The sequence below is a fragment of the Paucibacter soli genome (assembly GCF_037482845.1).
Taxonomy (GTDB): Bacteria; Pseudomonadota; Gammaproteobacteria; order Burkholderiales; family Burkholderiaceae_C; genus Paucibacter_B; species Paucibacter_B soli.
Genome location: NZ_JBBHJW010000004.1, coordinates 142,747 through 167,662, shown reverse-complemented (window position 1 = coordinate 167,662; position 24,916 = coordinate 142,747). Strand labels below are relative to the sequence as shown.

22 protein-coding genes are annotated in these 24,916 nt (G+C 68.1%); 16 read left to right on the top strand and 6 right to left on the bottom strand.

What is annotated here, in order from left to right; translation table 11 throughout:
* Positions 1-27: 27 nt before the first annotated feature.
* The 10 genes from WG898_RS10660 (at position 28) to WG898_RS10615 (ending at position 11,773) form a co-directional block, all read left to right on the top strand.
* Positions 28-711 (top strand): GntR family transcriptional regulator, encoded by a 684-nt coding sequence (locus WG898_RS10660; RefSeq protein WP_339602765.1) that lies wholly within the window; start codon positions 28-30, stop codon positions 709-711.
* Positions 708-1,655 carry an allantoinase PuuE gene (gene puuE, locus WG898_RS10655; RefSeq protein WP_339602764.1) on the top strand — a complete coding sequence of 316 codons (948 nt, stop codon included), beginning with the start codon at positions 708-710 and terminating at the stop codon, positions 1,653-1,655. The genes WG898_RS10660 and puuE overlap by 4 nt, the downstream gene beginning before the upstream one ends.
* Positions 1,646-3,433 carry a 2-oxo-4-hydroxy-4-carboxy-5-ureidoimidazoline decarboxylase gene (uraD, locus tag WG898_RS10650; protein ID WP_339602763.1) on the top strand — a complete coding sequence of 596 codons (1,788 nt, stop codon included), beginning with the start codon at positions 1,646-1,648 and terminating at the stop codon, positions 3,431-3,433. Before puuE ends, uraD begins: the two co-directional genes overlap by 10 nt.
* Positions 3,430-4,665: a M20 family metallopeptidase gene (locus WG898_RS10645; RefSeq protein WP_339602762.1), complete on the top strand. Its 1,236-nt coding sequence runs from the start codon at positions 3,430-3,432 to the stop codon at positions 4,663-4,665. The genes uraD and WG898_RS10645 overlap by 4 nt, the downstream gene beginning before the upstream one ends.
* Positions 4,666-4,802: 137 nt before the next feature.
* Positions 4,803-5,645: a substrate-binding periplasmic protein gene (locus tag WG898_RS10640; protein ID WP_339602761.1), complete on the top strand. Its 843-nt coding sequence runs from the start codon at positions 4,803-4,805 to the stop codon at positions 5,643-5,645.
* Positions 5,646-5,696: 51 nt separating this feature from the next.
* Complete coding sequence (locus tag WG898_RS10635; protein ID WP_339602961.1) at positions 5,697-6,143, top strand: copper chaperone PCu(A)C; 447 nt, start codon at positions 5,697-5,699, stop codon at positions 6,141-6,143.
* Positions 6,144-6,150: 7 nt separating this feature from the next.
* On the top strand, positions 6,151-6,546 hold the full coding sequence (locus tag WG898_RS10630) for a DUF2946 family protein (RefSeq protein ID WP_339602760.1): 396 nt from the start codon (positions 6,151-6,153) through the stop codon (positions 6,544-6,546).
* Between the two features lie 85 nt (positions 6,547-6,631).
* A complete protein-coding gene (locus tag WG898_RS10625; protein WP_339602759.1) occupies positions 6,632-9,052 on the top strand; it encodes a TonB-dependent receptor in 2,421 nt (806 codons plus the stop codon).
* Positions 9,053-9,066: 14 nt separating this feature from the next.
* Complete coding sequence (locus tag WG898_RS10620; protein WP_339602758.1) at positions 9,067-9,615, top strand: YcnI family copper-binding membrane protein; 549 nt, start codon at positions 9,067-9,069, stop codon at positions 9,613-9,615.
* A gap of 445 nt (positions 9,616-10,060) precedes the next feature.
* Positions 10,061-11,773, top strand: a complete 1,713-nt coding sequence (locus tag WG898_RS10615) for an MFS transporter (protein ID WP_339602757.1) — start codon at positions 10,061-10,063, stop codon at positions 11,771-11,773.
* Here WG898_RS10615 and WG898_RS10610 read toward each other — a convergent pair.
* Positions 11,706-12,215, bottom strand: a complete 510-nt coding sequence (locus WG898_RS10610) for a thioredoxin domain-containing protein (RefSeq protein ID WP_339602756.1) — start codon at positions 12,213-12,215, stop codon at positions 11,706-11,708. The genes WG898_RS10615 and WG898_RS10610 overlap by 68 nt on opposite strands.
* A 128-nt stretch (positions 12,216-12,343) precedes the next feature.
* On the opposite strand from WG898_RS10610, the gene WG898_RS10605 reads away from it, so the two are divergent.
* The gene (locus WG898_RS10605; RefSeq protein WP_339602755.1) at positions 12,344-13,246 is read left to right on the top strand and encodes an AraC family transcriptional regulator; all 903 of its coding nucleotides are present in this window, start codon (positions 12,344-12,346) and stop codon (positions 13,244-13,246) included.
* Positions 13,247-13,254: 8 nt separating this feature from the next.
* Entirely contained in the window at positions 13,255-14,487 is a 1,233-nt protein-coding gene (locus WG898_RS10600; protein WP_339602754.1) for an MFS transporter, read from the top strand.
* 2 nt (positions 14,488-14,489) lie between these two features.
* Here WG898_RS10600 and WG898_RS10595 read toward each other — a convergent pair whose 3' ends face one another.
* Positions 14,490-15,731, bottom strand: a complete 1,242-nt coding sequence (locus WG898_RS10595) for a class I SAM-dependent methyltransferase (RefSeq protein ID WP_339602753.1) — start codon at positions 15,729-15,731, stop codon at positions 14,490-14,492.
* Between the two features lie 100 nt (positions 15,732-15,831).
* Here WG898_RS10595 and WG898_RS10590 point away from each other — a divergent pair, with 100 nt between their 5' ends.
* From WG898_RS10590 to WG898_RS10580, 3 genes are all read left to right on the top strand, one after another.
* Entirely contained in the window at positions 15,832-16,824 is a 993-nt protein-coding gene (locus tag WG898_RS10590; RefSeq protein ID WP_339602752.1) for a formylglycine-generating enzyme family protein, read from the top strand.
* A 67-nt stretch (positions 16,825-16,891) separates the two neighbouring features.
* Positions 16,892-18,382, top strand: coding sequence for a hypothetical protein (locus WG898_RS10585; RefSeq protein ID WP_339602751.1), 1,491 nt, complete (start codon positions 16,892-16,894; stop codon positions 18,380-18,382).
* Positions 18,383-18,384: 2 nt separating this feature from the next.
* A complete protein-coding gene (locus WG898_RS10580; RefSeq protein ID WP_339602750.1) occupies positions 18,385-18,723 on the top strand; it encodes an urease accessory protein UreE in 339 nt (112 codons plus the stop codon).
* A gap of 7 nt (positions 18,724-18,730) precedes the next feature.
* Here WG898_RS10580 and argJ read toward each other — a convergent pair whose 3' ends face one another.
* The 4 genes from argJ to secA form a co-directional block, all read right to left on the bottom strand.
* Positions 18,731-19,960, bottom strand: a complete 1,230-nt coding sequence (gene argJ, locus WG898_RS10575) for a bifunctional glutamate N-acetyltransferase/amino-acid acetyltransferase ArgJ (RefSeq protein ID WP_339602749.1) — start codon at positions 19,958-19,960, stop codon at positions 18,731-18,733.
* A 104-nt stretch (positions 19,961-20,064) separates the two neighbouring features.
* On the bottom strand, positions 20,065-20,730 hold the full coding sequence (locus WG898_RS10570) for a PEP-CTERM sorting domain-containing protein (RefSeq protein WP_339602748.1): 666 nt from the start codon (positions 20,728-20,730) through the stop codon (positions 20,065-20,067).
* 33 nt (positions 20,731-20,763) lie between these two features.
* Entirely contained in the window at positions 20,764-21,264 is a 501-nt protein-coding gene (locus tag WG898_RS10565; RefSeq protein ID WP_339602747.1) for a PEP-CTERM sorting domain-containing protein, read from the bottom strand.
* Positions 21,265-21,438: 174 nt separating this feature from the next.
* Positions 21,439-24,174 carry a preprotein translocase subunit SecA gene (secA, locus tag WG898_RS10560; protein ID WP_339602746.1) on the bottom strand — a complete coding sequence of 912 codons (2,736 nt, stop codon included), beginning with the start codon at positions 24,172-24,174 and terminating at the stop codon, positions 21,439-21,441.
* A gap of 274 nt (positions 24,175-24,448) precedes the next feature.
* Here secA and WG898_RS10555 point away from each other — a divergent pair, with 274 nt between their 5' ends.
* Positions 24,449-24,799, top strand: a complete 351-nt coding sequence (locus WG898_RS10555; RefSeq protein WP_339602745.1) for a hypothetical protein — start codon at positions 24,449-24,451, stop codon at positions 24,797-24,799.
* Positions 24,800-24,916: the final 117 nt, after the last annotated feature.

Below are 24,916 nucleotides of genomic sequence, written 5' to 3'. Positions count from 1 at the left end.
CAAAGTGTATACACTTCTGCACACATCATGATAAGCAGCAGCGCCGCCACACCAGACAGCAGCACGGAGCGCATCGCCGCCTCCATCACCGAGGCCATCGTCGAGCGCCGCCTGATGCCAGGCACCAAGCTGGCCGAGCAGAAGCTGGCGGAGATCTACGGCGTCTCGCGCACCCTGGTGCGCCAGGCCCTCAACCAGCTCAGCCGCGACCGCCTCGTCACCCTCACGCCGGCGCGTGGCGCCTATGTGGCCGAACCCAGCGTGGCAGAGGCGCGCCAGGTCTTCGAGGTGCGGCAGATGCTGGAGACGCAGATGCTCGCCAGCCTCTGCAAGCGCATCACGCCGGCGCAGATCAAGCTGCTGCGCGCCCACCTGAAGCGGGAGCGTGCCGCGGTGGCGCGCACCGACGTGAGCGGGCGCACGCGCTTGCTGGCCGATTTCCATGTGCTGCTGGCGCGCCTGCAGGGCAACCAGGTGCTGGCCGAGCTGCTCACCGAACTGCTCTCGCGCTGCTCGCTGATCGCGCTGATGTACCAGAGCGCCCATTCGGCGGCCGAATCGCAGGCCGAGCACGAGGCCATCGTCGACGCGCTGGAGGCCGGCGACCAGCGCGCGCTCCTGAAGCTGATGCAGGCGCACCTGGGCCATGTCGAATCAAACCTGCGGCTCAAGCCGCGCGTGCAGGACTTGAAGGCGGTACTCCACACATGAACACCAGCCCTTACCCGCGTGACCTGATCGGCTACGGCGAGCATCCGCCGCATGCGCAATGGCCCGGCCAGGCGCGCATCGCGCTGCAGTTCGTGCTGAATTATGAGGAGGGCGGCGAGAACTCGGTGCTGCATGGCGATGCCGGCAGCGAGCAGTTTCTATCCGAGATGTTCAACCCGGCCGCCTACCCCGAGCGCCATCTGAGCATGGAGAGCATTTACGAATACGGTGCGCGCGTGGGCGTGTGGCGGCTGCTGCGCGAGTTCGAGAAGCGCGCCCTGCCGCTCACCGTGTTTGGCGTGGCGATGGCGCTGCAGCGCCACCCCGAGCTGACCCGCGCCCTGGTGGAGCTGAACCACGAGATCGCCTGCCATGGCTGGCGCTGGATCCATTACCAGTCCATGCACGAGGACCAGGAGCGCCAGCATATGGACCAGGCCATGGACATCCTGCAGCGCCTCACCGGCGAAAGGCCCTCGGGCTGGTATACCGGCCGCGACAGCCCCAACACACGCCGCCTGGTGGCCGACTACGGCGGCTTCGAGTACGACAGCGACTACTACGGCGACGAGCTACCCTTCTGGTTGAACGTGCGCAAGAGCGATGGCGCGCTGGCCCCGCATCTGGTGGTGCCCTACACGCTGGACTGCAACGACATGCGCTTCGCCCTGCCCCAGGGCTTCAGCCATGGCGACGAGTTCTACGAGTACCTGCGCGACAGCTTCGACCTGCTCTATGCCGAGGGTAACGAGGCGCCCAAGATGATGAGCATAGGCATGCACTGCCGGCTGCTCGGCCGGCCCGGCCGCATGCGCGCGCTGCAGCGCTTTCTCGATCACGTAGAGAAGCACGAGCGCGTCTGGGTGTGCCGGCGCGTGGACATCGCGCGCCACTGGCGCGCCACCCATCCCTTCGACGCAAACAAGGCCTTCGTATGGGAATGACGCTCACCGAACTGAACGCGGCCGATGAAGCCGGCTTCGTCGCCCTGCTGGACGGCGTCTACGAGCATTCGCCCTGGATCGCCGCGCGCGCGGCGGCGCAGCGGCCCTTTGTGTCGCTGGCCCAGCTCAAGCATGCGCTGGCATCCGTGGTGCGCGGCGCCACGCGCGATGAGCAGTTGGGCCTGATACGCGCCCACCCCGAGCTCGCGGGCAAGGCCATGCTCAGCAAGACGCTCACCAAAGAGTCCAGCCATGAGCAGCGCAAGGCCGGCCTGACGGACTGTTCGGCCGCCGAGTTCGAACGCCTGCAGCAGCTCAACCGCGACTACCAGGCGCGCTTCGGCTGGCCCTTCATCCTGGCGGTGCGCGGCCCGCGCGGACTGGGGCTGACACGCGCCGAAATCATCGAGACCTTTGCGCGTCGCCTGCAGGGCCACCCCGACTTCGAGCTGGCCGAATGCCTGCGCAACATCCACCGCATTGCCGAGATCCGGCTCAATGACAAGTTCGGCGACAAGTTCGGCTTCGTGCCGACCCTGGGCAATCTGGTGTGGGACTGGGCCGAGCAGCTGGCCGTGCATTCCGACCCCGGCTACAAGGAACAGGGCCGGCTCACCGTCACCTATCTCACCGAGGCGCATCGGGCCGTGGCGGCCCAGCTTGGGCAATGGATGCGCGAGGACTGCGGCTTCGACGAGGTGCAGATCGACGCGGTGGGCAATGTGGTCGGCATCTACCATGGCAGCGACCGCGGGGCCCCGTGCCTGCTCACCGGCAGCCATTACGACACGGTGCGCAATGCCGGCAAGTACGACGGGCGGCTGGGCATCCTGGTGCCCATGGCCTGCGTGCGCGAGCTGCGGCGCGCCGGCCGCCGCCTGCCCTTCGGCATCGAGCTGGTGGCCTTTGCCGAGGAGGAAGGCCAGCGCTACAACGCCACCTTCCTGGGCTCGGGCGCGCTGGTGGGCCGCTTCGATCCGGCCTGGCTGGCGCAGCAGGATGCCGAGGGCATCACGATGCAGGATGCGATGCAGGCCGCCGGCCTGCCCGGCAGCCTGGACGCGATCCAGGCCCTCAGGCGCGACCCGGCGCGCTACCGCGGCTTCGTGGAGGTGCATATCGAGCAGGGGCCGGTGCTGAATGCGCTGGACCTGCCGCTGGGCGTCGTCAGCTCCATCAACGGCAGCCTGCGCTATCTGTGCGAGGTCAGCGGCATGGCCAGCCATGCCGGCACCACGCCCATGGACAGCCGCCGCGATGCCGCCGCCGCGGTGGCCGAGCTGATCCTCTATGTCGAACAGCGCGCTGCCGCCGCTGCGCCTGAGCTGGTGGGCACGGTGGGCATGCTCACGGTGCCCGGCGGCTCGATCAATGTGGTGCCTGGGCGCTGCCAGTTCAGCCTGGACCTGCGCGCCACCAGCAATGCCGCGCGCGACGCGCTGGGCCGCGATGTGCTGGCCAGGCTGGACGAGATCTGCACCCGCCGCGGCCTGCAGTACAAGGTCACGCCCACGCTGGCCGCCGATGCCGCGCCCAGCGACCCGGCCTGGCAGCAGCGCTGGGAGGCCGCCGTGCAGGCGCTGGGCCTGCCTGTGCACCGCATGCCCTCGGGCGCCGGCCACGACGCGATGAAGCTGCACGAGCTCATGCCCCAGGCCATGCTCTTCATGCGCGGCGCCAATGCCGGCATCAGCCACAACCCCCTGGAAGCCATCAGCAACGACGACACCGAGCTGTGCGTGCGGGCCTTCATGAACCTTCTGGAAGTAAGCCAATGAGCCTCCCTTACGAACGCCTGGATGCCTGGGTCGACGCGCATTTCGACGAGGAGGTGCGCTTTCTGCAGGCCCTGGTGCAGGTGCCCACCGACACCCCGCCGGGCAATAACGCGCCACATGCCGAGCGCAGCGCCGCGCTGCTGGAGGCCATGGGCCTGGCCACCGAGAAGCATGCGGTGCCCGCCGAGCTGGTGAAGGCCCAGGGCATGGCCTCGATCACCAACCTGATAGTGCGCCGCAAGTTCCAGCCGGGCGGCCCGGTGATCGCGCTCAACGCCCATGGCGACGTGGTGCCGCCCGGCGAGGGCTGGAGCCACGACCCCTATGGCGGGGAGGTGGATCATGGCCGGCTCTATGGCCGTGCCGCCGCCGTCAGCAAGAGCGACTTCGCCACCTACACCTTTGCGCTGCGCGCGCTCGAAGCGCTGGCAATGCCACTGAAGGGCGGAGTCGAACTGCACTTCACCTACGACGAGGAATTCGGCGGCGAGCTGGGCCCCGGCTGGCTCTTGAAGCAGGGGCTCACCAAGCCCGACCTGCTGCTGGCCGCCGGCTTCAGCTACCAGGTGGTGACGGCGCACAACGGCTGCCTGCAGATGGAGGTCACCGTGCACGGCCGCATGGCCCATGCTGCCATCCCCCACACCGGCGTGGATGCGCTGCAGGGCGCGGTGGCGATCCTGAATGCGCTGTACGCACAGAACCAGCTATACGAGCAAGTGAGCAGCCAGGTGGCGGGCATCAGCCACCCCTATCTGAACGTGGGCCGCATCGAGGGCGGCACCAATACCAATGTGGTGCCCGGCAAGGTCACGTTCAAGTTCGACCGCCGCATGATTCCCGAGGAGCAGCCGGAAGCCGTGGAGGCCGCGCTGCGCGAGGTGATCGCCCAGGCCGCCGCCACCATGCCCGGCATCACGGTCGAGATCAAACGCCTGCTGCTGGCGCGCGCGCTCCAGCCGCTGCCCGGCAACGCGGCCCTGGTGGCGGCGCTGCAAAAGCATGGCGAGGCGCTGTTCGGCGAGCCCATCCCCACCTCGGGCACGCCGCTCTACACCGATGTGCGGCTCTATGGCGAGCGCGGCATCCCGGCCGCCATCTACGGCGCCGGCCCGCGCACCGTGCTGGAAAGCAATGCCAAGCGCGCCGACGAACACCTGGTGCTGGAAGACCTGCGCCGCGCCACCAAGGTGGTGGCGCGCAGCTTGTACGACCTGCTGGGCCAGGCCTAGGCATTTGCGCCGCAGCGGACGTGGCCCGTCGCTGCCAGCCGTGCCACACTCATAGCCATGCCAGTCTCTGTTCCCAACGCTCCGACGTTTTGCTGCCAGGCTGCGCCAGCGCGACGCAAGTCGCCACGGAGGCTGGCGTGAGGCGACGCAACGCCTGTGCCGGCCTGGCCGTGTTCGCCGACCGGGCAAGCGCTGCACTGCGCAGCCCGCCCCCGGTCAAGGCCGCAGAGCCGGTGTCGTCCGAGGCGCTGGAGATTCTCAGCCACTATGACTACCCGCCATTCGTGACCGGCCACGCCGAGGGCCTGAGCCACGACTGGGCGGACTGGCTGAGCACCCGCTTGGGCATACCCGCCCCGGGGCTGCACATCCTGCCGCGCAAGCGCCTGGACCTGCTGATGAACCAGCCACATTGGCAGGGCATCGTGCCCTGGGTGATCCCGGAATGGTTCGGCGACACAGACATGCAACGCTACCACTGGTCGCCGCCGGTCTTGGAGGACGCCGACCTGGTGCTGTCGCTGCGCAGCAGCCCGGTCGACGAACTCACGCCGACCCGCTTGCGCGGTCTGCGTTTCGGCGCGGTGCTGGGCCATGTATACGCGGACATGAACGGCTTGATCGCGCAGGGCCGCTTAAGGCGCGAGGATGCGCTCAACACCGAGCAGAACCTGCGCAAGCTGCTGCTAGGCCGTGTCGACTTCGTCTTCCTGTCGCGCAGCGGCTTGCCCTGGTGGTTGCAGAAACTGCCCGAGTTTCGTGAGCAATTGCATGTCGCAGCAACGCCACGCCTGCACTTCCAGCGCCGCATGCTGTTGTCCGCACAGCTGCCCGCGCCGCTGCGAGGGCAATTGCTCGATGCCATAGCCCACATGCATAGAGACAGCGCCTGGCAGACGGCCTTGTCGCGCTACGGTCTCGAGGCGCAGGCGCGGCTGCCGGGCCGCAGCGAACATGAACCAGATCAACGCCAGGCCTGAGGGCGGCCGATAGAATCCCACCACCCCACACCTCTGCGATCGGCCCACGTGATCCGAACCCTGCTGCCCCGCCTGCTCGCCATTCTGTGCGCCCTGCCCTGCCTGAGCTGGGCCCAGGTCGAGGTCAGCCAGGCCTGGGTGCGCGCCACCGTGGCGCAGCAAAAGGCCACTGGCGCCTTTTTGCAGCTCAAGGCCAAGCGCGACAGCCGCCTGGTCGAGGCGCACAGCAAGGCGGCCGGCGTGGTCGAGGTGCATGAGATGGTGATGGACGGCAGCACCATGAAGATGCGCGCGGTGCCGGCGCTGGAGCTGCCGGCCGGTCAGCTGGTGGAACTCAAGCCCGGCGGCCTGCATGTCATGCTGATGGACCTGAAGCAGCCGATCAAGGCCGGCGACAAGCTGGCGCTGACCCTGGTGTTCGAGGACAAGGCCAGCAAGCAGCGCGAGAGCGTCGAGGTGCAGGCCGAGGCACGCCAGCTGGGTATGCCCGCACATTGAAGAAAAGATGACCATGCTGCGCCGCCCCGGATTGACGAGCCGCTGGCTGGTCAATCTGTGCCTGCTGTTTGCGCTGCTGGCCCCGGCCGCCTCGCAGGCGCTGGCCTGGGCGCGCGGCGATGCGCTGGCCTGGAGCCAGGTCTGCCGCAGCAGCGTGGTGGCGCCGCGCGCCGAAAAGATTGACGCCGGCCAGGCCGAGCAGGACCCCGCCCATGGCCTGCTGGCGCATTGCCCTTGCTGCGGCCTGCAGGCGCAAGACCTGGCCCCGCCGCCGGCGACCGCGCTGCCGCCGCTGCAGCTGCTGCCGCTGCACTTTGAGATGCCTGCGCGCTTTTACAGCGCGCCTCAGGGCGCCCATGTCTGGCGCCCGGCGCAGTCACGCGCGCCACCACCGCTGGCCTGATTCCCCAGCCATCCCCGGCGCTTGCGCCCGGGACCCCTGTCTGCGCGTCCGTCAGTCCGCCTGGGCCGCGCTCACCCGAATCGATATGAAGAAGTTCCCTTGCCAGCCCAGGCTCTTGTGCCTGGCACTCGCGGCCGCCCTGTCGACCGCCTTTTCGGCCGCCCAGGCCTGTGAAGACTGCGCCGATGACGATGACGCCGTCATCGAGAGCGCCACGCCGCCCTCATCTGCGCCCGTTTCTGCGCCCGCCAAGCTGGGCATCGTCACCGTGGTCGGCATGGCGCCCACCTCGCTGCCGACCCTGATCCCCACCACCATGGAAGGCATCACGGCCGAGGAGATCGCGCGCAGCATCAATGCCACCGACGCCGAGGATGCCCTCAAATACCTGCCCAGCCTGCTGGTGCGCAAGCGCTATATCGGCGACTACAACCACGCCGTGCTCTCCACCCGCGCCTCGGGCACCGGCAACAGCGCACGCTCGCTGGTGTTTGCCGATGGCATCCAGCTCTCCAACCTGCTGGGCAACGGCGCCAGCTTCACGCCGCGCTGGGGCCTGGTGACGCCGGAGGAGATCGCGCGCGTGGACGTGCTCTACGGCCCCTTCTCGGCCGCCTATGCCGGCAACTCGGTGGGCGCGGTGGTGGACTACCAGACCCGCAGCCCCAAGGCCTTCGAGGCGCATGCCAAGGTGGGCCTGTTCCACCAGCCCTTCAAGCTCTACAGCAGCGAGGCGAACTACGGCGGCACGCATGCCAGCGCCTCGCTGGGCGACCGCGCCGGCGCCTTCTCCTGGTGGATCAATGTGAACCGCCTGGACAGCGACGGCCAGCCGCTCACCTTCATCACCAAGCCGCTCTCCAGCAGCGCGCCGGCCGCCGGTGCCCCGGTGCTGAGCGGCAGCGTGCTGGGCGCCGACAAGAGCAACACGCCCTGGCTGCTGCTGGGCGCCGGCACCCAGCTGCACACGCGCCAGGAGCACGCCAAGCTCAAGCTCGCCTATGAGCTGAGCCCCAGCCTGCGCGCCAGCTACACACTGGGCTGGTGGGGCAACGACACGCGTAACCAAAGCGTCAGCTATCTGCGCGATGCCGCCGGCCTGCCCTTTTATGCCGCGGCCGCCAACAGCGGCACGGCCAAGGCCACCCCCGTCAGCATGGGCGGCAAGGGCTACAGCCTGGGCGCGAACGACTTCGGCCAGTCGCGCGACGCGCTGCAGCACCTGATGCAGGGCCTCTCGATCAAGAGCCACAGCGGCGGCGCCTTCGATTTCGAGCTGGCCGCCAGCGCCTACCAGTACCAGCGCGACGAGTCGCGCACGCCGCTGCTGGCACGCCCCGGCGCTGACATCGGCGGCAACGGCCGCCTCAGCGACCAGGGCGGCACCGGCTGGTCCACGCTGGCGGCCAAGGGCGTGCTGCGCCCCGAGGGCCTGCCGCATGTGCTGGAGTTTGGCCTGCAGCAGGACAGCTACCGCTGGCGCCAGCGCGTCAGCGAGCTGGCCGACTGGATGAGCGGCGCGCCCACGGCGCTGTTCACTGCCTTCAGCGGCCGCACCGAGCTCAGGAGTGCCTACGCACAGGACGCCTGGACGCCCAGCGCCGGCATCAAGACGGTGCTGGGCCTGCGCGCCGAGGAATGGCTGGCCAGCGAGGGCAGCAAGACCGCCTCGCTCGCCAGCGGCAACAAGACGCTGGGCTTTGCCGGCCGGGTGGAGCGCCACCTCTCGCCCAAGGCCGCGCTGGGCATGGAGCTCAACCCCGACTGGAGCGCCAAGCTCTCCACCGGCCGGGCCGTGCGCTTCCCCACCGCGGGCGAGCTCTACCAGGGCGGCCTGAGCGCCACGGGCGCCTATGTGCCCAACGACCCGGTCACCAACCCGGGCCTGAAGCCGGAAAAGGGCTGGACCAGCGAGCTGAGCCTGACCTGGGCACGCGGCGAGCAACAGCTGCGCAGCACCCTGTTCCACGAGGACACGCGCGACGCGCTGTATGCGCAGGCCGCCATCGTCGACGGCAAGAGCGTCAGCAACACCCAGAACATCGGCCATATGCGCACCCTGGGGCTGGAGCTGTCCTACCAGGGCAGCGATCTGTTCGCCAAGGGCCTGGAGCTGATCGCCAGCCTGACCTATGCGGACTCCAAGATCCTCGCCAACGAGGGCTATGTGGCCGTGCCGGGCGACACCATCGGCCGCCAACAGCCGCGCGTGCCCAAGTGGCGCGCCACGGCGCTCTTGAGCTACGCGCTCACGCCCGCGCTCTCGGCCAGCTATGGCCTGCGCTACTCGGGCCGCCAGTACGGCACGCTCAACAACAGCGACAGCAACGGCTTCGCCTACCAGGGCTTCTCCAAGTTCTTCACCAGCGATGTGCGCCTGCAGTGGCAGCTGGCCAAGCAATGGACCCTGGCCGGCGGCATCGACAACCTCAACAACTACCAGTACTGGGCCTTCCACCCCTATCCGCAGCGGACCTTCCACGCGGAACTGAGCTTCAGCCTTTGAACGGAACACCAACCATGCGAATCAAACCCATGCTGCTGTGCGGCGCCCTGCTGTTGCTGAACGCCGCAACCGCCCAGGCCCATGTCACGCTGGAGCAGCCCGAGGCCGTGGCCGGCAGCGCCTACAAGGCGGTGCTGCGCATCGGCCATGGCTGCGAGGGCTCGGCCACCACGCGCGTGAGCGTGCTGCTGCCGCCCGGCTTGCGGGGAGCAAAACCTGTCCCCAAGCCGGGCTGGACCCTGGCGCTGCGCCGCGAAAAACTCGCCACGCCCTATGAAAGCCATGGCCGCAGCATCGGCGAGGAGCTGGCCGAGGTGAGCTGGACCGCCAGGAGCGAGGAGTTCCATCTGCAGGACGACTGGTTCGACGAGTTCGTGGTGCGCGGCAGCCTGCCGGCCGCGCCCGGCACGCTCTGGTTCAAGGTCAGGCAGAGCTGCGTGAAGGGCGAATGGGACTGGAGCGAGGTGCCGGCCAGCGGCGGCTCCACCAAGGGCCTGAAGGCGCCGGCGGTGCGCCTGGATGTCGTCGCCGCGCCGGCCCTGCCGGCCGAACACAAGCACTGAGGCGAGGAAATAGCGGCAAAACCCGGTCATCAAGATTGCTTGGTTTGACGGCCATTCTTTGCCTTTATGGCCGCCGGCCCGCTGGGGGATGATGCGCAGCATGAACCCCGGCAACAGCCCCCACGACCACGCTCTACGCACTGCCCGCCCCGCGCCATGCAGCGCGCCACGCGTCCCGGCCGGGCCTGCTGGAACTGGCATGCGCCTGCTCAGTTCATAGCGCCCGGGCCGCGTGCCGCCCCGGCGGTTCGCTCTTGCCTGCGCATTTGCGCTCCACCCACGCCGCAGCCCCACGGGCGATGAGCCACGTCACAGGGCGGTGTTTTGTTCAGCGCACTTGGGCGGACCCTTCGCGGGGTCCGCCCTTCTTTTTGTCGCGGGCCGCGCGCCATCGCCATAATCCGCGCCACACATTAGGTGCGCCATCGGGCGCAGCACCGCGATGATGAAAAAGAAACTTCCAAACCTGCTGGGCAGCCGCAAGGGTCGCCTGTCGGCCTTCTTCCTTCTCTACATGACGGAAGGCATTCCGCTGGGCTTCGCCGCCATCGCGGTGGCCACGCAGCTGCGGCGTCAGGGTGTGGGGCCGGCCGAGATCGGCGCCTTCGTCGGCAGCTTCTACCTGCCCTGGGCCTTCAAATGGGCCTTCGGCCCCATCATCGATGTGTTCTCGTCGCCGCGCCTGGGGCGCCGGCGGGGCTGGATCCTGGGCACCCAGCTGATGATGGCGCTGACCCTGGTCTCGCTGCTGCTGCTGGACCTGCCGGCCCAGCTGGGCCTGTTCACCGCCATCCTCCTGGTGCACAACAGCTTCGGCGCGATGCAGGACGTGGCCATCGACGCGTTGGCCTGCAACACCCTGCCCGAGGACGAACGCGGCGTTGCCAACGGCATGATGTTCGCCGGCGCCTATGTGGGCCAGGCCCTGGGCGGCTCGGGCGTGCTGTTCCTGAGCGCCTACACCGGCTTCCAGCCCAGTTTCCTGATCGTGGCGGCGGCCATCCTGATGGTGACCGGCCTGGTGGTGCTGCCCATGAAGGAGGCCATGGCAGAGGCCGCGCCGCCGGCGCAGCCGGGCGCGCGCCTGCGTGCGGCGGGCGCCGAGATGCGCGACTTCGCGATCCAGTCCTTCCGCTCCTTCCTGGGCTCGCGCGGCGCCTTTGCCGGCCTGTTCTTTGCCCTGCTACCGGCCGGCGCGATGTGCCTGGGTCTGGCGCTGCAGACCAATCTCTCGGTGGAGCTGGGTTTCGACGACGAGCAGGTGGGCTGGCTGCAGCTCTGGTCGTCGATCCTCTCTGCCGGTTTTTGCGTGGCGGGCGGCTGGCTCTCGGACCGCCTGGGGCGACGCCGCACCCTGCTCGTGTACCTGGCCTCGATGAGCCTGCCGGTGCTCTACCTGGCCTGGGTGCTGCAACAGCATGGCTGGATCATGCCGCGCCCCGCCGGTGGGCCGGTGCCGCAGGCGGTGGTGTGGGCGATGTGGGTCGCCAGCCTCAGCTATGCGGCGCTGCAGGGCCTGATGTATGGCACGCGCACCGCCATCTTCATGGACGTGACCAATCCCAAGGTCGCCGCCACCCAGTTCACCGCCTATATGGCCTTGATGAATCTGGCGATTTCCTACAGTGCCACCTGGCAGGGCCTGGCGATCGAGGCCCTGGGCTATCCGCGCACCATGCTGATCGATGCGCTGTTCGGCCTGGCCTGCATCGCCTTGCTGCCGATGATGAAGAAAGAAACCGAGGGCACCGCACTCGGCGAGCCCCAAGCCGCCGGGCGCGCCCGCAAGGTGGCGCTAACGCTGGGTCTGCTGTGCCTGACCTGGCCGCTGCTGCACCACCATCCCGACTGGGCCGGCGCCGCCGCGCCCATCCTGGGAACGCTGTTCACCCTGGTGTTCGTGAGCTCTGCGCTCTTCCTGCTGGCCGGCTCGGCTCTGCTGGGCGCCTCGGCACTCACCCGCACGGCGTTCTGGACCGCGCCGCTGCTGCTGGCCATGCATGCGCGCTACCACGTCGAGAAGTTCAGCCCCTGGCTGGCGCCCGAGTTCGCCTCGGGCCTGCTGGACGGCTTTGCGCTAGCCGGCGGCCTCACGCTGCTGGTGGTGGCGACGCGATCATGGGAGACGCTGCAGGCTGGGCCAGCAACTGCCCGATGAGGGCACCGAGTGGCAGATCGTCAAGCTGGCCAAAGTGGCTGAGCCGCACGCGACCGGCCTGGTCGACCACCACCAGGCTGGGTGTGCCGCGCAGCCGGTAGGCCTGCATGGTCATCGGCACAGGGCCGTCCGTGCTGGCCTGGTCAACCCCGACCGGAAACGCAATCCGGTATTCATCAAGAAAGACCTGCAGGGCCTGCGGACCCATGGCGTGGTGGTGCTCGAACACCGTGTGCAGGCCTATCACGCGCACGCTTTCGGCAGGGAATAGGCGATGCAGACGCATGGCCTGGGGCAGGCCGTGCGACACGCAGCCCGGGCACAGCATCTGGAAGGCATGCAGGACCACCACGCTGCCGCGCAGGCCGGCGAGCGTGATGGGCGCCGAGTTGAACCACTGGCTGACATGCAGGGGCTCGGCAACAGGGTGGTGGAGGCTCATGGTGCTGGGCTTTCAGGACTTGACATGCTGCCGCACTTCGGTCGGCCAGCCCAGTTTCCGCCGCCGTGCAATATGATTCGCGCCATAGAGTCCACGTATTGATCCAATTCGTCCAAAATTAGACCACTATGCCGCCCGATCAACTCGGCCATGTGGACCGCCTGTCGGCGCTGCTGGAGCGCTTCCGGGTGCGTGCGCACCTGTTCCACACCGGCCCCCTGTGCGGAGTCACGCATTTCGATGCCCAGGCCGGGCGTGGCTTCCTGCATGTGCTGCGCCGTGGCGAGATGGTGCTCACGCACCCGCTGCGCAGCGGCGCCCCGCGCAAGACCCGCCTCAGCGAACCGACGCTGCTGTTCTACCCTCGCCCGCTGGAACACCAGTTCCATAACGCCCCGTCGGAGGGGGCGGATTTCGTGTGCGCCACGGTGGACTTCGAGGGTGGCGACCGGCACCCTCTGGTCGCCGCGCTGCCGCCCGTGCTGATGCTGCCGCTGCGTGAGCTCCAAGGGCTTGAGCAGACGCTGGCGCTGCTGTTCGCTGAGACCGAGCGGGTGCGCTGCGGCCATCGGCTGCTGGCCGACCGGCTGTTCGAGGTGCTGCTGCTGCAACTGCTGCGCTGGCTGCTCGATCACCCGGAGCAGGCGGGCATCAACCCCGGCCTGATGCAGGGCCTGGCGCATCCCAAGCTGGCGCGCGCGCTCACCGCGATGCACGAAAACCCGGGGGCCGCATGGGCCTTGGCGGCCATGGCCGAGGCCGCAGCGATGTCACGCAGCGCCTTTGCCGCGGAGTTCAAGCGTCAGCTCGGCACCACGCCCGCCGACTACCTGCTGCAGCTGCGGGTGTCGCTCGCGCAGCCCATGCTGCTCGCGGGCATGTCGGTCAAGCAGGTGAGCGAGCGCCTGGGCTACGCCAGCGCCGCATCGTTTGCGCGCGCCTTTTTGCAAATCGCCGGCGCGCCGCCCAAGGCCTGGTTGCAGCAGCGCCGCGAGACGCCTGCGGGCGCCAGCGAGCCGCCGCTCGGATAATCCGCGCCATGTTGCTAGACATCGGCCCGCTGCGCCATAACGCCGCATTTCGTCACCTCTTCCTGAGCCAGTTCATCTCAGGCCTGGGCACCATGGTCAGCTATGTGGCCGTGCCCTGGCAGGTCTACGAGCTGACCCGCTCCAATGCCCAGGTGGGCCTGCTGGGCCTGGTGCAGCTCGTACCGGTGCTGCTGTGCGGACTGCTGGGCGGCGCGGTGGCCGACCGCGTGGACCGCAAGCGCCTGCTGCTGGTCTCCGAAGCGCTGATGGCGCTGTGCCTGCTGGGCCTGCTCATCAACGCCAGCGCCGCCCGGCCCAGCCTGCTGGCCATCTATGCGCTGGTGGCGGTGCTGCAGGGCGCCACCGGCTTTCACCGCCCGGCGCTGGAGGCCCTTACGCAAAAGCTCGCACGGCCCGAGGAGTTCGCCGCGGTGGCGGCGCTGTCCTCGGTGCGCGGCACCGTGGGCATGGTGGGCGGGCCGGCGCTGGCCGGTCTGCTGCTGGCGCAATGGGGCGCCATGGGCGCCTATCTGTTCGACTTCTGTACCTTCCTGGCGGCGCTGTTCTTCATCGCGCGCATCCCGCGCGCGGCCGTCGGCATGCTGGAGGCGCCAAGCGAGCGCCCCCACCTGCTGGCCGATCTGCGCGAGGGCCTGCGCTTCGCCTGGGCGCGGCCGGCACTGATGGGCACCTATATCGTCGACATCGTGGCCATGGCCTTTGCCTTTCCGGTGGCGCTGTTTCCGGCCATGGCCGAATCCTATGGCCGCACCGAGTCGGTGGGTTGGCTGCTGTCGGCGATGTCGGTCGGCGCGCTCATCATCGGCCTGTTCAGCGGCTGGACCGGCAAGGTGCTGCGCCACGGTCGCGCGGTGGTGATCGCCGCGGCGGCCTGGGCGCTGGGCATTGTGGCGCTGGGCTTTGCGCCGGGGCTGATGCTGGGCCTGCTGTGCCTGGCCGTGGCGGGTGCCGCCGACATGGTCAGCGGCGTGTTCCGCGGCACGATCTGGAACCAGACCATCCCCAACGCGCTGCGCGGGCGCCTGGCCGGCATCGAAATGATCAGCTACCTGACCGGCCCCTTGATCGGCAATGCGCGCGCCGGTTTCATGGCCGAGGCCTGGGGGGTGTCGGCGGCGATCTGGCTGGGCGGCCTGATCTGCCTGGCGGCGGTGATCGCGACGGGGTTTGCGTTGCCGAAGTTTTGGGCCTACCGGAGTGAATCAGCGTCGGCTGGCTGAGCTCAGGCAGCACACAGCAGCAAGCTCTCCAACGCCTGCTCCCTCACCCCGTAGAAGCGCTTGATCTCGGCGATCTGGTCGAGCAGCTCCTGGCGGCGCGCCGCCGGCAGGGGCTGTGCGCGTTTCACGGCCAGAATCATCTTGTTCTTGCTGGTGTGCTCCAGGGAGACGAACTCGAACACCTGGGTGTCGTAGCCTTCGGCCTCGAGCAAGAGGGCGCGCAGGCCGTCGGTCACCATCTCGGCCTCCTGGCCCATGTGGATGCCATGCTGCAGCAGCGGCCGCAGCATGGCGGGCGAGCGCAGCTGCGGGCGCAGTTGCTTGTGGCAGCAGGGCGAGCACATGATGATGGCGGCGCCGGCGCGCAGGCCCAGGTGGATGGCGTAGTCGGTGGCGATGTCGCAGGCATGCAGGGCGATCATCACGTCCAGCCGCGCCGGGGTGTAAGAGCGCACATCGCCCTGGTCGAAGCGCAGGCCCGTCAGCCCATGCCGCGCGGCGGCCGCGCCGCACAGCTTGACCATGTCGTCGCGCAGCTCCACGCCGGTAACCTGCGCGTCCTTGCCCAGGCCGCGCAGGTAGTCGTAGGTGGCAAAGGTCAGATAGCCCTTGCCCGAGCCGAAATCGGCCACATGCACATCGGGGCTGTCGGCCAGGCGCGAGGCCTTCAGCGCGGCCGCGAAGACCTCGATGAATTTGTTGATCTGCTTCCACTTGCGCGACATCGCCGGCACCAGCTGCGCCTCGCCGTTCTTGCCCGCATGGGTCAGCCCAAGGTCGGCCCAGAAGGGGCGCTCCAGCTCCAGCCAGCGCTGCTTGTCGCGGTTGTGCTCGGTGCTTGCCTCGGACTTGATCGGCGCCTTCAACATACCCACCCGCAGGCTGGCCTTGCCCTTGCGGCTGAAGCTCAGCTGCACATCCTCGCCTTGCGTGATGAGGTGGGCATGCAGGAACTGCTTGCCCAGCAGCGCTTGCAGCAGGGCCAGGCCTTCGTCGAGGCCGTGGTTCTTGGTGATGTCCTTGGTGCGATGGCGCCACAGCAGGCAGAGCTGGCGTTCGCCGCGCAACTCCACCTCGCGCACCAGCAGGCGCTGCAGATCGGGCTCGCCTCCCTGGGGTTTGCCCAGCATCAGCTTGCTGAAGCTGCCGGATTGCAGGGCCAGGGCCAGCACATGCATGAAGCGCTGGGTGGCGTCGGCAGCGGCCTCGGCATCATTGCGCAGGAGTTGCTGGAAGAGCGACACGGCTTTGGAATCGGGGAAATGGCGGGCCCTGATTGTCCGTCATCGTGCCTGCGGGTAATCGGCAGGGCGGAGCCGGCCGACGCCGCGCCATCATGGCGCCATGAGAACCAGCCTCTGCCTCGCGTTCCTGCTTGCCGGCCTGTGCGGCGGCTGTGCCGCCCCGCTCGCCACGCCGGCCTGGACCAACTCGCTGGGCATGCGCTTCGTCACCATCCCGGCGGGCGAGTTCCTGATGGGCAGCGACGAGAGCCCGGAGGCACTGGCCGAGGCCTATCCGCAATACCCACGCGAGCGCTTTCTCAAGCTGGGCGACGAGGCGCCGGTGCATAAGGTGCGCATCACCCGCGCCTTCCAGATGGGGCAGCATGAGGTGACGGTGGGCCAGTTCCGGCGCTTTCTGCTCGCCTCCGGCTATGTGCCCGACGCCGAGCGCGACGGCACCGGCGGCTATGGCTACAACCCCGACTACGACCCCGCCAGCAGCGTGCGCGGCGACGCCTTCGAGGGGCGGCAGCCGCGCTATTCCTGGCGCAACCCCGGCTTTGCGCAGACCGACGACCATCCGGTCGTAAACGTGACCTGGCACGATGCCCAGGCACTGGCGGCCTGGCTCAGCAAGACCGAGGGTCGGACCTACCGCCTGCCCACCGAGGCCGAATGGGAATATGCCTGCCGCGCCGGCGGCCGCGGCCGCTATCACGGCGGCAACGCGCCAGAGAGCCTGGCCCGGGTAGCCAATGTCTTCGACCAGGACAGCGCACGCCTATGGCCCCAATGGCGCGCCTTTGCGCTGCCGCACCACGATGGTTACGCCTTCACCGCCCCGGTGGGCAGCTTCGCGCCGAATGCCTGGGGCCTGTACGACATGCATGGCAATGCCTGGGAATGGGTGTCGGACTGGCATGGCGACGACTACTACGCGCAGTCGCCGGTGGACGATCCGCAGGGCCCGACCGAGGGCGGTGTGAAGGTGCGGCGCGGCGGCTCCTGGCACAGCTGGAGCTTCTATGCGCGCGCGGCCTACCGCAACTGGAACGACCCGGACACGCGCTACACCCTGGTGGGCATGCGGCTGGTGCGTGAGTTGCCGTGATATTCAGACCTGACCCCAATCTGCCGATACTCCATCATCCGGCATTGACGGTGTGAATAGGGAGAGCATGGAGCGTTTGGTCGAACAGCTGGTGGCCTGGCACAACCGGCATCCATTGGCCTTGCGCATCGCCGCGGGCGATGTGCATACCCTGGGTGTGGTGGCCCTGCCCTTCATGCGCAGCAGCCGGCCGGCGGAGGCGAGCGAACCGACCCTGACCGACGAGGTCAGCGAGGAGGAGGCACTGGCACGCGCGGCCGATGCGGCCAGCGGCAAGGCCGCTGCCCCCGCCGCGGCGCAGCCCTGGTGGCGGGCGCTGGACCCGCGCCAGCTGTTTGCCAGCCCGAGCCGCGGCCTGCTGGGCGAGCTGCCCTGGCCGGTCTTCAGCGAGCGCTTCATCCCGGGCCTGCGGCCCGCCCAGGTGGCCCGGTTTGCGCTTGCCCATGCCTACACCGTCCAGCCCGGCGAGGCCGATTGGCCGCAGCGCATCGTCGCTATCGACGAAAGCATGGTGGCCAAGGCCGGCCAGGGGGCCTGGCCGATGGAGCTCTACCTGGCCAGCGCCGGCATCGATGCCGGTGCCAGCCGCACGCGTGTGCTGATCGGCCAGGGCCACGGCAGCGAATTGCTGATGCTGGGCCGGCGCTGCCTCGACAAGCGTCGCGTCGCCGCGCTGGGCCTGCTGCTGGCCGCCCTGCTGGCCCTGCCGGCCTGGCTGCTCTGGCCCGCGGCCGGGCCACGCCCGGCGCCAGCCCCAGCCCCAGCCTCAGCGTCTGCCGCCGCCTCCGCGCCGCCCATGGCCGCCAGCGCCGCGCCCGCGCCCGCGCCAGCGAGCGCGGCGGCGGCCGCCACGCCGGCGTCGGCCGTGTCGACGCCGGCGCCGACCGAGGAGCCAGCGTCTTCGCCGGCAACTGCGCCGGCAACTGCGCCGGCATCGGCACCGGCAGCCGCGCCGCAGTCACCGCCAGCGGCCGCAGGCGTGACGGCGTCCGAGCTGCCGAACGAGCTCGCGCCGGCGGGCACCATAGCCAGCATCAGGCCGAATATGGTGAGCACGCCGCGCACCCGCAAGGCGGCCGCTGAAGCTGCCAGTCAGGCCGCCAGCCAGCCGGCCAGACCGGCGATGGCGGCCGCGGCGAGCGCGCCGGCACCAGTGCCGACACCAGCGCCGGCACCGGCAACTGCGCCCAGCCCGGCGCCGACCAAGAAAACGCAGCCGGCGCCCGCGGCCTCGGTGGCGGCCGGCACGCTCTCGGGCGAGGCGCCGTCGGAGGCTGCCAAGACCGCCACCGCCCGACTCGCCACGCGCAGGCAGGCGGTGGTGGCCCTGGTGGGCCCCAGCCTGGCCAGCAAGAGCGATGCCGAGGCGATGCTGGCGCGCATGCGCGCGATGGTGGCGCAAACCGTGGGCGACCGCAGCCGCCTGCAGGCCGAGGTGATGCGCACACCCGAGGGCTGGCGCGCCACCGTCTGGCCCTTTGCCACGCGCGAGGAAGCGCAATTGATCAATGCCACCCTGATCGCGAGGGGTATGAAGACGCGGGCGGTAGACTTCTAGCCATGATCACCGTCAACAAACTCATCCCCCGCGGCCAGGGCCTGGCCCCGGCCCTCGTCAAGCGCGCAAGCAGCCTCAGCCTGGATGCGCAGCAATGCCGGCAGAGCCGGCTTCAGCTCAGCGACCAGCAGGGCCGCGCGCTGGACATTGCCCTGCCCGAGGGCAGCCTGCTGCGCGACGGCGATGTGCTGGTTGCCGAGGATGGCTCGCTGATCCTGGTGCAGTCGCCGCTGCACCACGAGCCCGGCGCATGCAGCGCCTCACATGCCCACGATCATCACGATCACGCGCATGGCCACGCGCAGGTCCCACATGTGCACGGGCCGGGGTGTAAGCACTGAATCGTGATCAGCTGCGGTAGTCGGCGTTGATGCTCACGTAGTCATGGCTCAGGTCGCAGGTCCACACCGTGGTGTGGGCCAGGCCGCGGTGCAGCTTCACGCGCACCGTGATCTCGGCCTGCTGCATGACGCGCTGGCCGTCTTCCTCGCGATAGTCGGGGTGGCGGCCGCCCTGGCGCACCACATGCACCTCGTCGAGGAACAGATCGATCAGGGTCTGGTCCAGGTCGGCGATGCCGGCATAGCCCACCGCCGCCAGGATGCGGCCCAGGTTCGGGTCGCTGGCGAAGAAGGCCGTCTTGACCAGCGGTGAATGCGCGATCGCATAGGCGGCCAGCTGGCATTCGGCCTCGTCGCGGCCGCCCTCCACCTGCACCGTGATGAACTTGGTGGCGCCCTCGCCGTCGCGCACGATGGCCTGGGCGAGTTGCTGCGACACCGCGATGACGGCCTCGCGCAAGACCTGACCCTCGGCGCTGGCCAGGCTCTCGATGCGCGGGTGAGCCGCCTGCTGGGTGGCGATCAGCACAAAGGAATCGTTGGTCGAGGTATCGCCGTCGATGGTGATGCGATTGAAGGAGGCATCCGCCGCATCGCGCACCAGGCTTTGCAGCAACTCGGGCGCAATGTTCGCGTCGGTGGCGACGAAACCCAGCATGGTGGCCATATTCGGGCGGATCATGCCGGCGCCCTTGGAGATGCCGCTGATGGTGACCGTCTTGCCCGCGATCTGCACACGGCGCGAGGCCGCCTTGGGCAAGGTGTCGGTGGTCATGATGCCGGCGGCGGCATCGGCCCAGGCATCGGGCTTGAGCGCCTCCAGCGCGGCCGGCAGTCCCGCGATGATGCGCTCCACCGGCAGGGTTTCCATGATCACGCCGGTTGAGAAGGGCAGGATCTGGCTGGGCTGCACGCCCATCAGCCGGGCCAGCGCCTCGCAACTCTGGCGCGCGCGCTGCAGGCCGTCTTCGCCGGTGCCGGCATTGGCATTGCCGGTGTTGATGAGGATGGCGCGGATGCCGCTGTGCGCGGCCAGGTGCTCGCGGCAGATCTGCACCGGCGCGGCGCAGAAGCGGTTCTTGGTGAACACGCCGGCCACGGCAGCGCCCTCGTCCAGCGCGATCACGCTCAGATCGCGCCGGTTGGCCTTGCGTATGCCGGCCATCGCGACCCCCAGGCGCACACCGGGCACGGCGAACAGGGAGGCGGGATCGGGGGCGCTGAGGTTGACGGGCATGGGGCTGCTGCTCTGACGGAAGGGAATGGCGCGAATTGTAGGCACCCCGGCATGACAAAGGGCTTCCGAAGAAGCCCTTTGTGATGTGGATGGAGCAGCGGCGCTCAGCGCTGCTGGCGGCGCCGCGACATGAAGCCAACCGCCACCAGGCCAGCGGCCAGCATGGCATAGCTGCTGGGCTCGGGCACGGCCGAGACCGTCACCAGATCCTGGTAGCTGCCGTTGCTAAGCTTGGTCACCGTGTACTTGGGGGTACCGTTGTAACTGCTGGCCGCGCTGAGGTAGCCGTTCACCAGGCTGGAGAACGCGCTGTTGGTCGCGCCGTTGGCACCCTGCAGCGACTTCACATAGAAGCTGCCGTTCTTGGGCGACACGCTCAGGGTCGCGGCGGTCTCGTGGGTGATTTCCCAGATGGCGGTCTGGAAGGCGGCCTGCTCTTGCGCCGTGTCGACGCCAGCGTAGCTGCTCGAGAACAAGCCCTGCAGACGGTTGGCCTGGTTGCCGGTGAACTGGCCGATGGTGTAGCTCTGGAAGCCGTCAGCGCCCACCGCATGATCCTGCTGCAGTTCAACGCAATAGGCCAAAAAGCTCTTGCCGCCCTGGGTCAGGTAGTTGAGCGCGCCGGTTTCGTAATTGGCGGTACCCGAGGTCGAGAGCACCAGGCCAAGCCCATCGGAATCGAACTTGATGTTCACGGCGTTCGAGGCGCTGGCGGCCCCCGCAGCCAGCATAGCGATCGCTGCGATCAGAACGTTCTTGCTGAAGATCATGGATGTTCCCTGTTCGTCGTTCTGGTTGGCGTTTTACTGGGACTTGCGCCGACGCGACACCAGCAGCATGGCGGCGATGGCGCCCGTGGCCAGGCCCAGCGATGCGGGCTCGGGCACCCTGTTGCTCACGCCGGTCAGCGAGAACTCATATTGGCCACCGGCCTTGCGCAACTTGTCCTCGCCCTTGATCTCCAGGGTCCAGTCGCCCGCGGCGAGGAAGCTGCTGGGCAGGCTCCAGCGCTCCACATTCATGTCCCAGCCGTCGATCTCGCGCACCGACTGGACCGGATTGCCGAAGGAAAAGTTGCCCGGGCCGGTCAGCAGCAGGTGTTCGATCACCACATCGTTGGCTTCCTCGCTGGCCGTCTCGAACTGCCCCACAAACTGCTGTCCGAAGTCGACATGAAAGTGGACATAGCGCGTGAAGGTCTGCTTTTGCGGCAAGACATCGGCGAAGGCGATCGGCGCGGCAGAAACCTGCAAGCCGGTCAGGCACAACGCGAGAGCGGCGATGGCGGTGTTGAGGAGCTTCATATCTTGTCTGTTTGGCGATCGTGGCGTTGGTGCGGCTACGGCGCATACCTCCCGCACCGTTGGACTTCACTGTAGGGGGGTACCCCCCTAAAGTGCACCCCCCACATGTGTGGAACGTCCTTGTAATTTGCCAAATAGCGCACACACCCCGCATTCCCGGGGGCGGACAGCCGCTCAGCTCAGCTTGCCGTGGCAGGCCTTGTACTTCTTGCCGCTGCCGCAGGGGCAGGGATCGTTGCGGCCGACATGACCGAACTGGGAAGCCGGGTCGCGGTCCTGCGAGACCGAACCGTCCTCGTTGGGGTGGGTATAGGTCACATTGCTGACCGCTTCGGCACGCTCCTCGATCGCCTCGGCGGCGCGGCTGGCCTCTTCCTGCGACTGGATGCGCACATTGAGCAGCGTGCGGGTGACTTCCATCTTCACCACGTCCAGCAGCTGGGAGAACAGCTCGAAGGCCTCGCGCTTGTACTCCTGCTTGGGATTCTTCTGGGCATAGCCGCGCAGATGGATACCCTGGCGCAGATAGTCCAGCGCCGCCAGATGCTCGCGCCAATGCTGGTCGATCGACTGCAGCAGCACCATGCGCATGAAGGGCGTGAACTGCTCCAGGCCCACGCGCTCGAGCTTGTCGGCAAACGATGCGTCGCCGGCCTTCACCACCAGCGCGACGATGTCCTCGTCGGTGATGGAGTCGCTCTTCTTGAGCTCGGCCACCAGCGGCACCTCAAGCTGCCACTCGTCCTTCAGTACGCGCTCGAGCTGGGGCAGGTCCCACTGCTCTTCCAGGCTCTCGGCGGGCACAAAGGTGCGCACCACGTCGCTCAGGCTGCTGGCGCGCAGATTGCCGATCTGGGCCACCAGGGTCTCGGCCTCGAGGATGTCGTTGCGCTGCTGGTAGATCACCTTGCGCTGGTCGTTGGAGACGTCGTCGTACTCGAGCAGTTGCTTACGGATGTCGAAATTGCGCGCCTCGACCTTGCGCTGCGCGCTCTCGATCGAGCGCGTCACGATGCCGGCCTCGATCGCCTCGCCCTCGGGCATCTTCAGGCGGTCCATGATGGCGCGCACGCGGTCGCCCGCGAAGATGCGCATCAGTGCATCGTCCAGCGACAGATAGAAACGCGAGGAGCCCGGGTCGCCCTGGCGACCCGAGCGGCCGCGCAACTGGTTGTCGATGCGGCGGCTCTCATGGCGTTCGGTGGCGATGATGCGCAGGCCACCCTCGGCCTTGACCTTGTCGTGCAGGCCCTGCCACTCGTCCTTCAGCTGCTGGATGCGAGCTGATTTTTCGGATTCGGCGATGGCCGAATCCGCCTCGATGAACTGGATCTGCTTCTCGACATTGCCGCCCAGCACGATGTCGGTACCGCGGCCCGCCATATTGGTGGCGATGGTGATCACACCGGGGCGGCCGGCCTGGGCCACGATCTCGGCCTCGCGGGCATGCTGCTTGGCGTTCAGCACCTGGTGCGGCAGCTTGGCCTTCTTCAGCAGCTCGGAAATCAGCTCGGAGTTCTCAATCGAGGTCGTGCCCACCAGCACCGGCTGGCCGCGCTCGTGGCAGTCGCGGATGTCCTGGATCACCGCATCGAATTTTTCCTTCGAGGTCTTGTAGACCAGGTCCAGCTCGTCCTTGCGGATGGTCGGGCGGTTCGGCGGGATCACCACGGTCTCCAGGCCGTAGATCTCCTGGAACTCATAGGCCTCGGTATCGGCCGTGCCGGTCATGCCCGACAGCTTGCCGTACATGCGGAAATAGTTCTGGAAGGTGATCGAGGCGAGCGTCTGGTTCTCGCTCTGGATCGCCACGCCTTCCTTGGCTTCCACCGCCTGGTGCAGACCGTCGCTCCAGCGGCGGCCGGTCATCAGGCGACCGGTGAACTCGTCGACGATGATGACCTCGCCGTTCTGCACCACGTAATGCTGGTCCTTGTGATACACATGCTGGGCGCGCAGCGAGGCGTACAGGTGGTGCATCAGCGTGATGTTGCCGGCGTCGTAGAGGCTCGCACCCTCGGCCAGCAGGCCGGCCTCGGCGAGCAGGCGCTCGGCGTTCTCGTGGCCATCTTCGGTCAGGTAGATCTGGTGCGACTTCTCGTCAACGGTGAAGTCGCCCGGCACCTCGACGCCCTCGCCGGTCCGCGGGTCCAGTTCGCCGATCTGCTTCTTGAGCAGCGGCGAGACCTTGTTGATGGCCAGGTAGACATCGGTCTGGTCATCGGCCTGGCCCGAGATGATCAGCGGTGTGCGCGCCTCGTCGATCAGGATCGAGTCGACCTCGTCGACGATGGCGTACGAGAGGCCGCGCTGCACGCGGTCCTTGGTCTCGTAGACCATGTTGTCGCGCAGATAGTCGAAGCCGTATTCGTTGTTGGTGCCGTAGGTAACGTCGGCAGCGTAGGCGGCCTGCTTCTCCTCGCGCGGCATCTGCGGCAGGTTGATGCCCACCGTGAGGCCCAGGAAGTTGTAGAGCTTGGCCATCCACTCGGCGTCGCGGCGTGCCAGGTAGTCGTTCACCGTCACCACATGCACGCCGCGGCCGGTGAGTGCATTCAGGTAGACGGGCAGCGTGGCCATCAGGGTCTTGCCCTCGCCGGTGCGCATTTCGGCCACCTTGCCGGCATTCAGCACCATGCCGCCGATCAGCTGCACATCGAAGTGACGCATCTTCAGCGAGCGCTTGCTGCCCTCGCGGCAGACCGCAAAGGCCTCGGGCAGGATCGCGTCGAGGCTCTCGCCGCCGGCCACACGCTGCTTGAACTCGGCCGTCTTGCCACGCAGTTGCTCGTCGCTCAGCTGTTCGAACTGCGGCTCCAGCGCATTGATCTGCTGGACGATGCGACGGTAGCCTTTGAGCAGGCGGTCATTGCGACTGCCGAAAATCTGGGTGAGAAGCTTGGGCAACATGCAGCGTAGTGGTTCGGTAGCGTGCGCCCCGGCACGGGGCCTGGGCGCTCATCAAGATGTTCGGCGGCGCCAGGCGCACCGGAATGCGGTCGCGCTCAGGCCGTGGCGGGTTTGTTTATTGGTTTGGAAATTTCTGACGCCGGAACAAACTGGGGGCGCCCCCGTGCAAATGCAAGCGCGCGCCCGGCAGCTTCTCGCTCCAGAAAAACCCGCGGAGTTTAGCACCCGGCCCCTCGCGCACCGCCCGCGCCGGCCCCGGGACTACACTGAGGCCATGCGTTCCCGCTCGTCCCCCTACCCGGCTCGGCTGGCTCAGTCCAAGGGCCCTTCCGTGCCCGCGCCCCTCACCATTGCCACGGCGTTGAGCCAGCACAGTGGGCTGGCAAGGCTGGGCCTGCTGATGCAGGAATCGAACCGGCGCATGGCCGTCGTGCGCGTGGCCCTGCCAGGCGCGTTGGCACGCTTCGTGTTCGCGGGGCCGCTGGATGAGGAGGGTTGGACCATGCTGGCGGCGAATGCCGCGGTGGCCGCCAAGCTGCGTCAGCTGCAACCCCGGCTGGAGTTACTACTGCAGGAACAGGGCCTGATGCAGGGCAAGCTGCGCATCAAGGTGCAGCAGCAATAGGTGGTGCCGGCTATCGGATTCGAACTGATGACCTACCGCTTACAAGGCCCCTAGCACGTAAAGCCACAACCAGCATCAGCATTGATGTTCAGCACAATCTTCTGTATTGTTGGGCCA

What these genes read in the sequence shown, in the direction of transcription:
- WG898_RS10660 (WP_339602765.1), top strand. Translation starts at nt 28, where the DNA reads ATGATAAGCAGCAGCGCCGCCACACCAGACAGCAGCACGGAGCGCATC.
- puuE (WP_339602764.1), top strand. Translation starts at nt 708, where the DNA reads ATGAACACCAGCCCTTACCCGCGTGACCTGATCGGCTACGGCGAGCAT.
- uraD (WP_339602763.1), top strand. Translation starts at nt 1,646, where the DNA reads ATGGGAATGACGCTCACCGAACTGAACGCGGCCGATGAAGCCGGCTTC.
- WG898_RS10645 (WP_339602762.1), top strand. Translation starts at nt 3,430, where the DNA reads ATGAGCCTCCCTTACGAACGCCTGGATGCCTGGGTCGACGCGCATTTC.
- WG898_RS10630 (WP_339602760.1), top strand. Translation starts at nt 6,151, where the DNA reads ATGACCATGCTGCGCCGCCCCGGATTGACGAGCCGCTGGCTGGTCAAT.
- WG898_RS10625 (WP_339602759.1), top strand. Translation starts at nt 6,632, where the DNA reads ATGAAGAAGTTCCCTTGCCAGCCCAGGCTCTTGTGCCTGGCACTCGCG.
- WG898_RS10620 (WP_339602758.1), top strand. Translation starts at nt 9,067, where the DNA reads ATGCGAATCAAACCCATGCTGCTGTGCGGCGCCCTGCTGTTGCTGAAC.
- WG898_RS10615 (WP_339602757.1), top strand. Translation starts at nt 10,061, where the DNA reads ATGAAAAAGAAACTTCCAAACCTGCTGGGCAGCCGCAAGGGTCGCCTG.
- WG898_RS10610 (WP_339602756.1), bottom strand. Translation starts at nt 12,215, where the DNA reads ATGAGCCTCCACCACCCTGTTGCCGAGCCCCTGCATGTCAGCCAGTGG.
- WG898_RS10605 (WP_339602755.1), top strand. Translation starts at nt 12,344, where the DNA reads ATGCCGCCCGATCAACTCGGCCATGTGGACCGCCTGTCGGCGCTGCTG.
- WG898_RS10600 (WP_339602754.1), top strand. Translation starts at nt 13,255, where the DNA reads ATGTTGCTAGACATCGGCCCGCTGCGCCATAACGCCGCATTTCGTCAC.
- WG898_RS10590 (WP_339602752.1), top strand. Translation starts at nt 15,832, where the DNA reads ATGAGAACCAGCCTCTGCCTCGCGTTCCTGCTTGCCGGCCTGTGCGGC.
- WG898_RS10585 (WP_339602751.1), top strand. Translation starts at nt 16,892, where the DNA reads ATGGAGCGTTTGGTCGAACAGCTGGTGGCCTGGCACAACCGGCATCCA.
- WG898_RS10580 (WP_339602750.1), top strand. Translation starts at nt 18,385, where the DNA reads ATGATCACCGTCAACAAACTCATCCCCCGCGGCCAGGGCCTGGCCCCG.
- argJ (WP_339602749.1), bottom strand. Translation starts at nt 19,960, where the DNA reads ATGCCCGTCAACCTCAGCGCCCCCGATCCCGCCTCCCTGTTCGCCGTG.
- WG898_RS10570 (WP_339602748.1), bottom strand. Translation starts at nt 20,730, where the DNA reads ATGATCTTCAGCAAGAACGTTCTGATCGCAGCGATCGCTATGCTGGCT.
- WG898_RS10565 (WP_339602747.1), bottom strand. Translation starts at nt 21,264, where the DNA reads ATGAAGCTCCTCAACACCGCCATCGCCGCTCTCGCGTTGTGCCTGACC.
- secA (WP_339602746.1), bottom strand. Translation starts at nt 24,174, where the DNA reads ATGTTGCCCAAGCTTCTCACCCAGATTTTCGGCAGTCGCAATGACCGC.
- WG898_RS10555 (WP_339602745.1), top strand. Translation starts at nt 24,449, where the DNA reads ATGCGTTCCCGCTCGTCCCCCTACCCGGCTCGGCTGGCTCAGTCCAAG.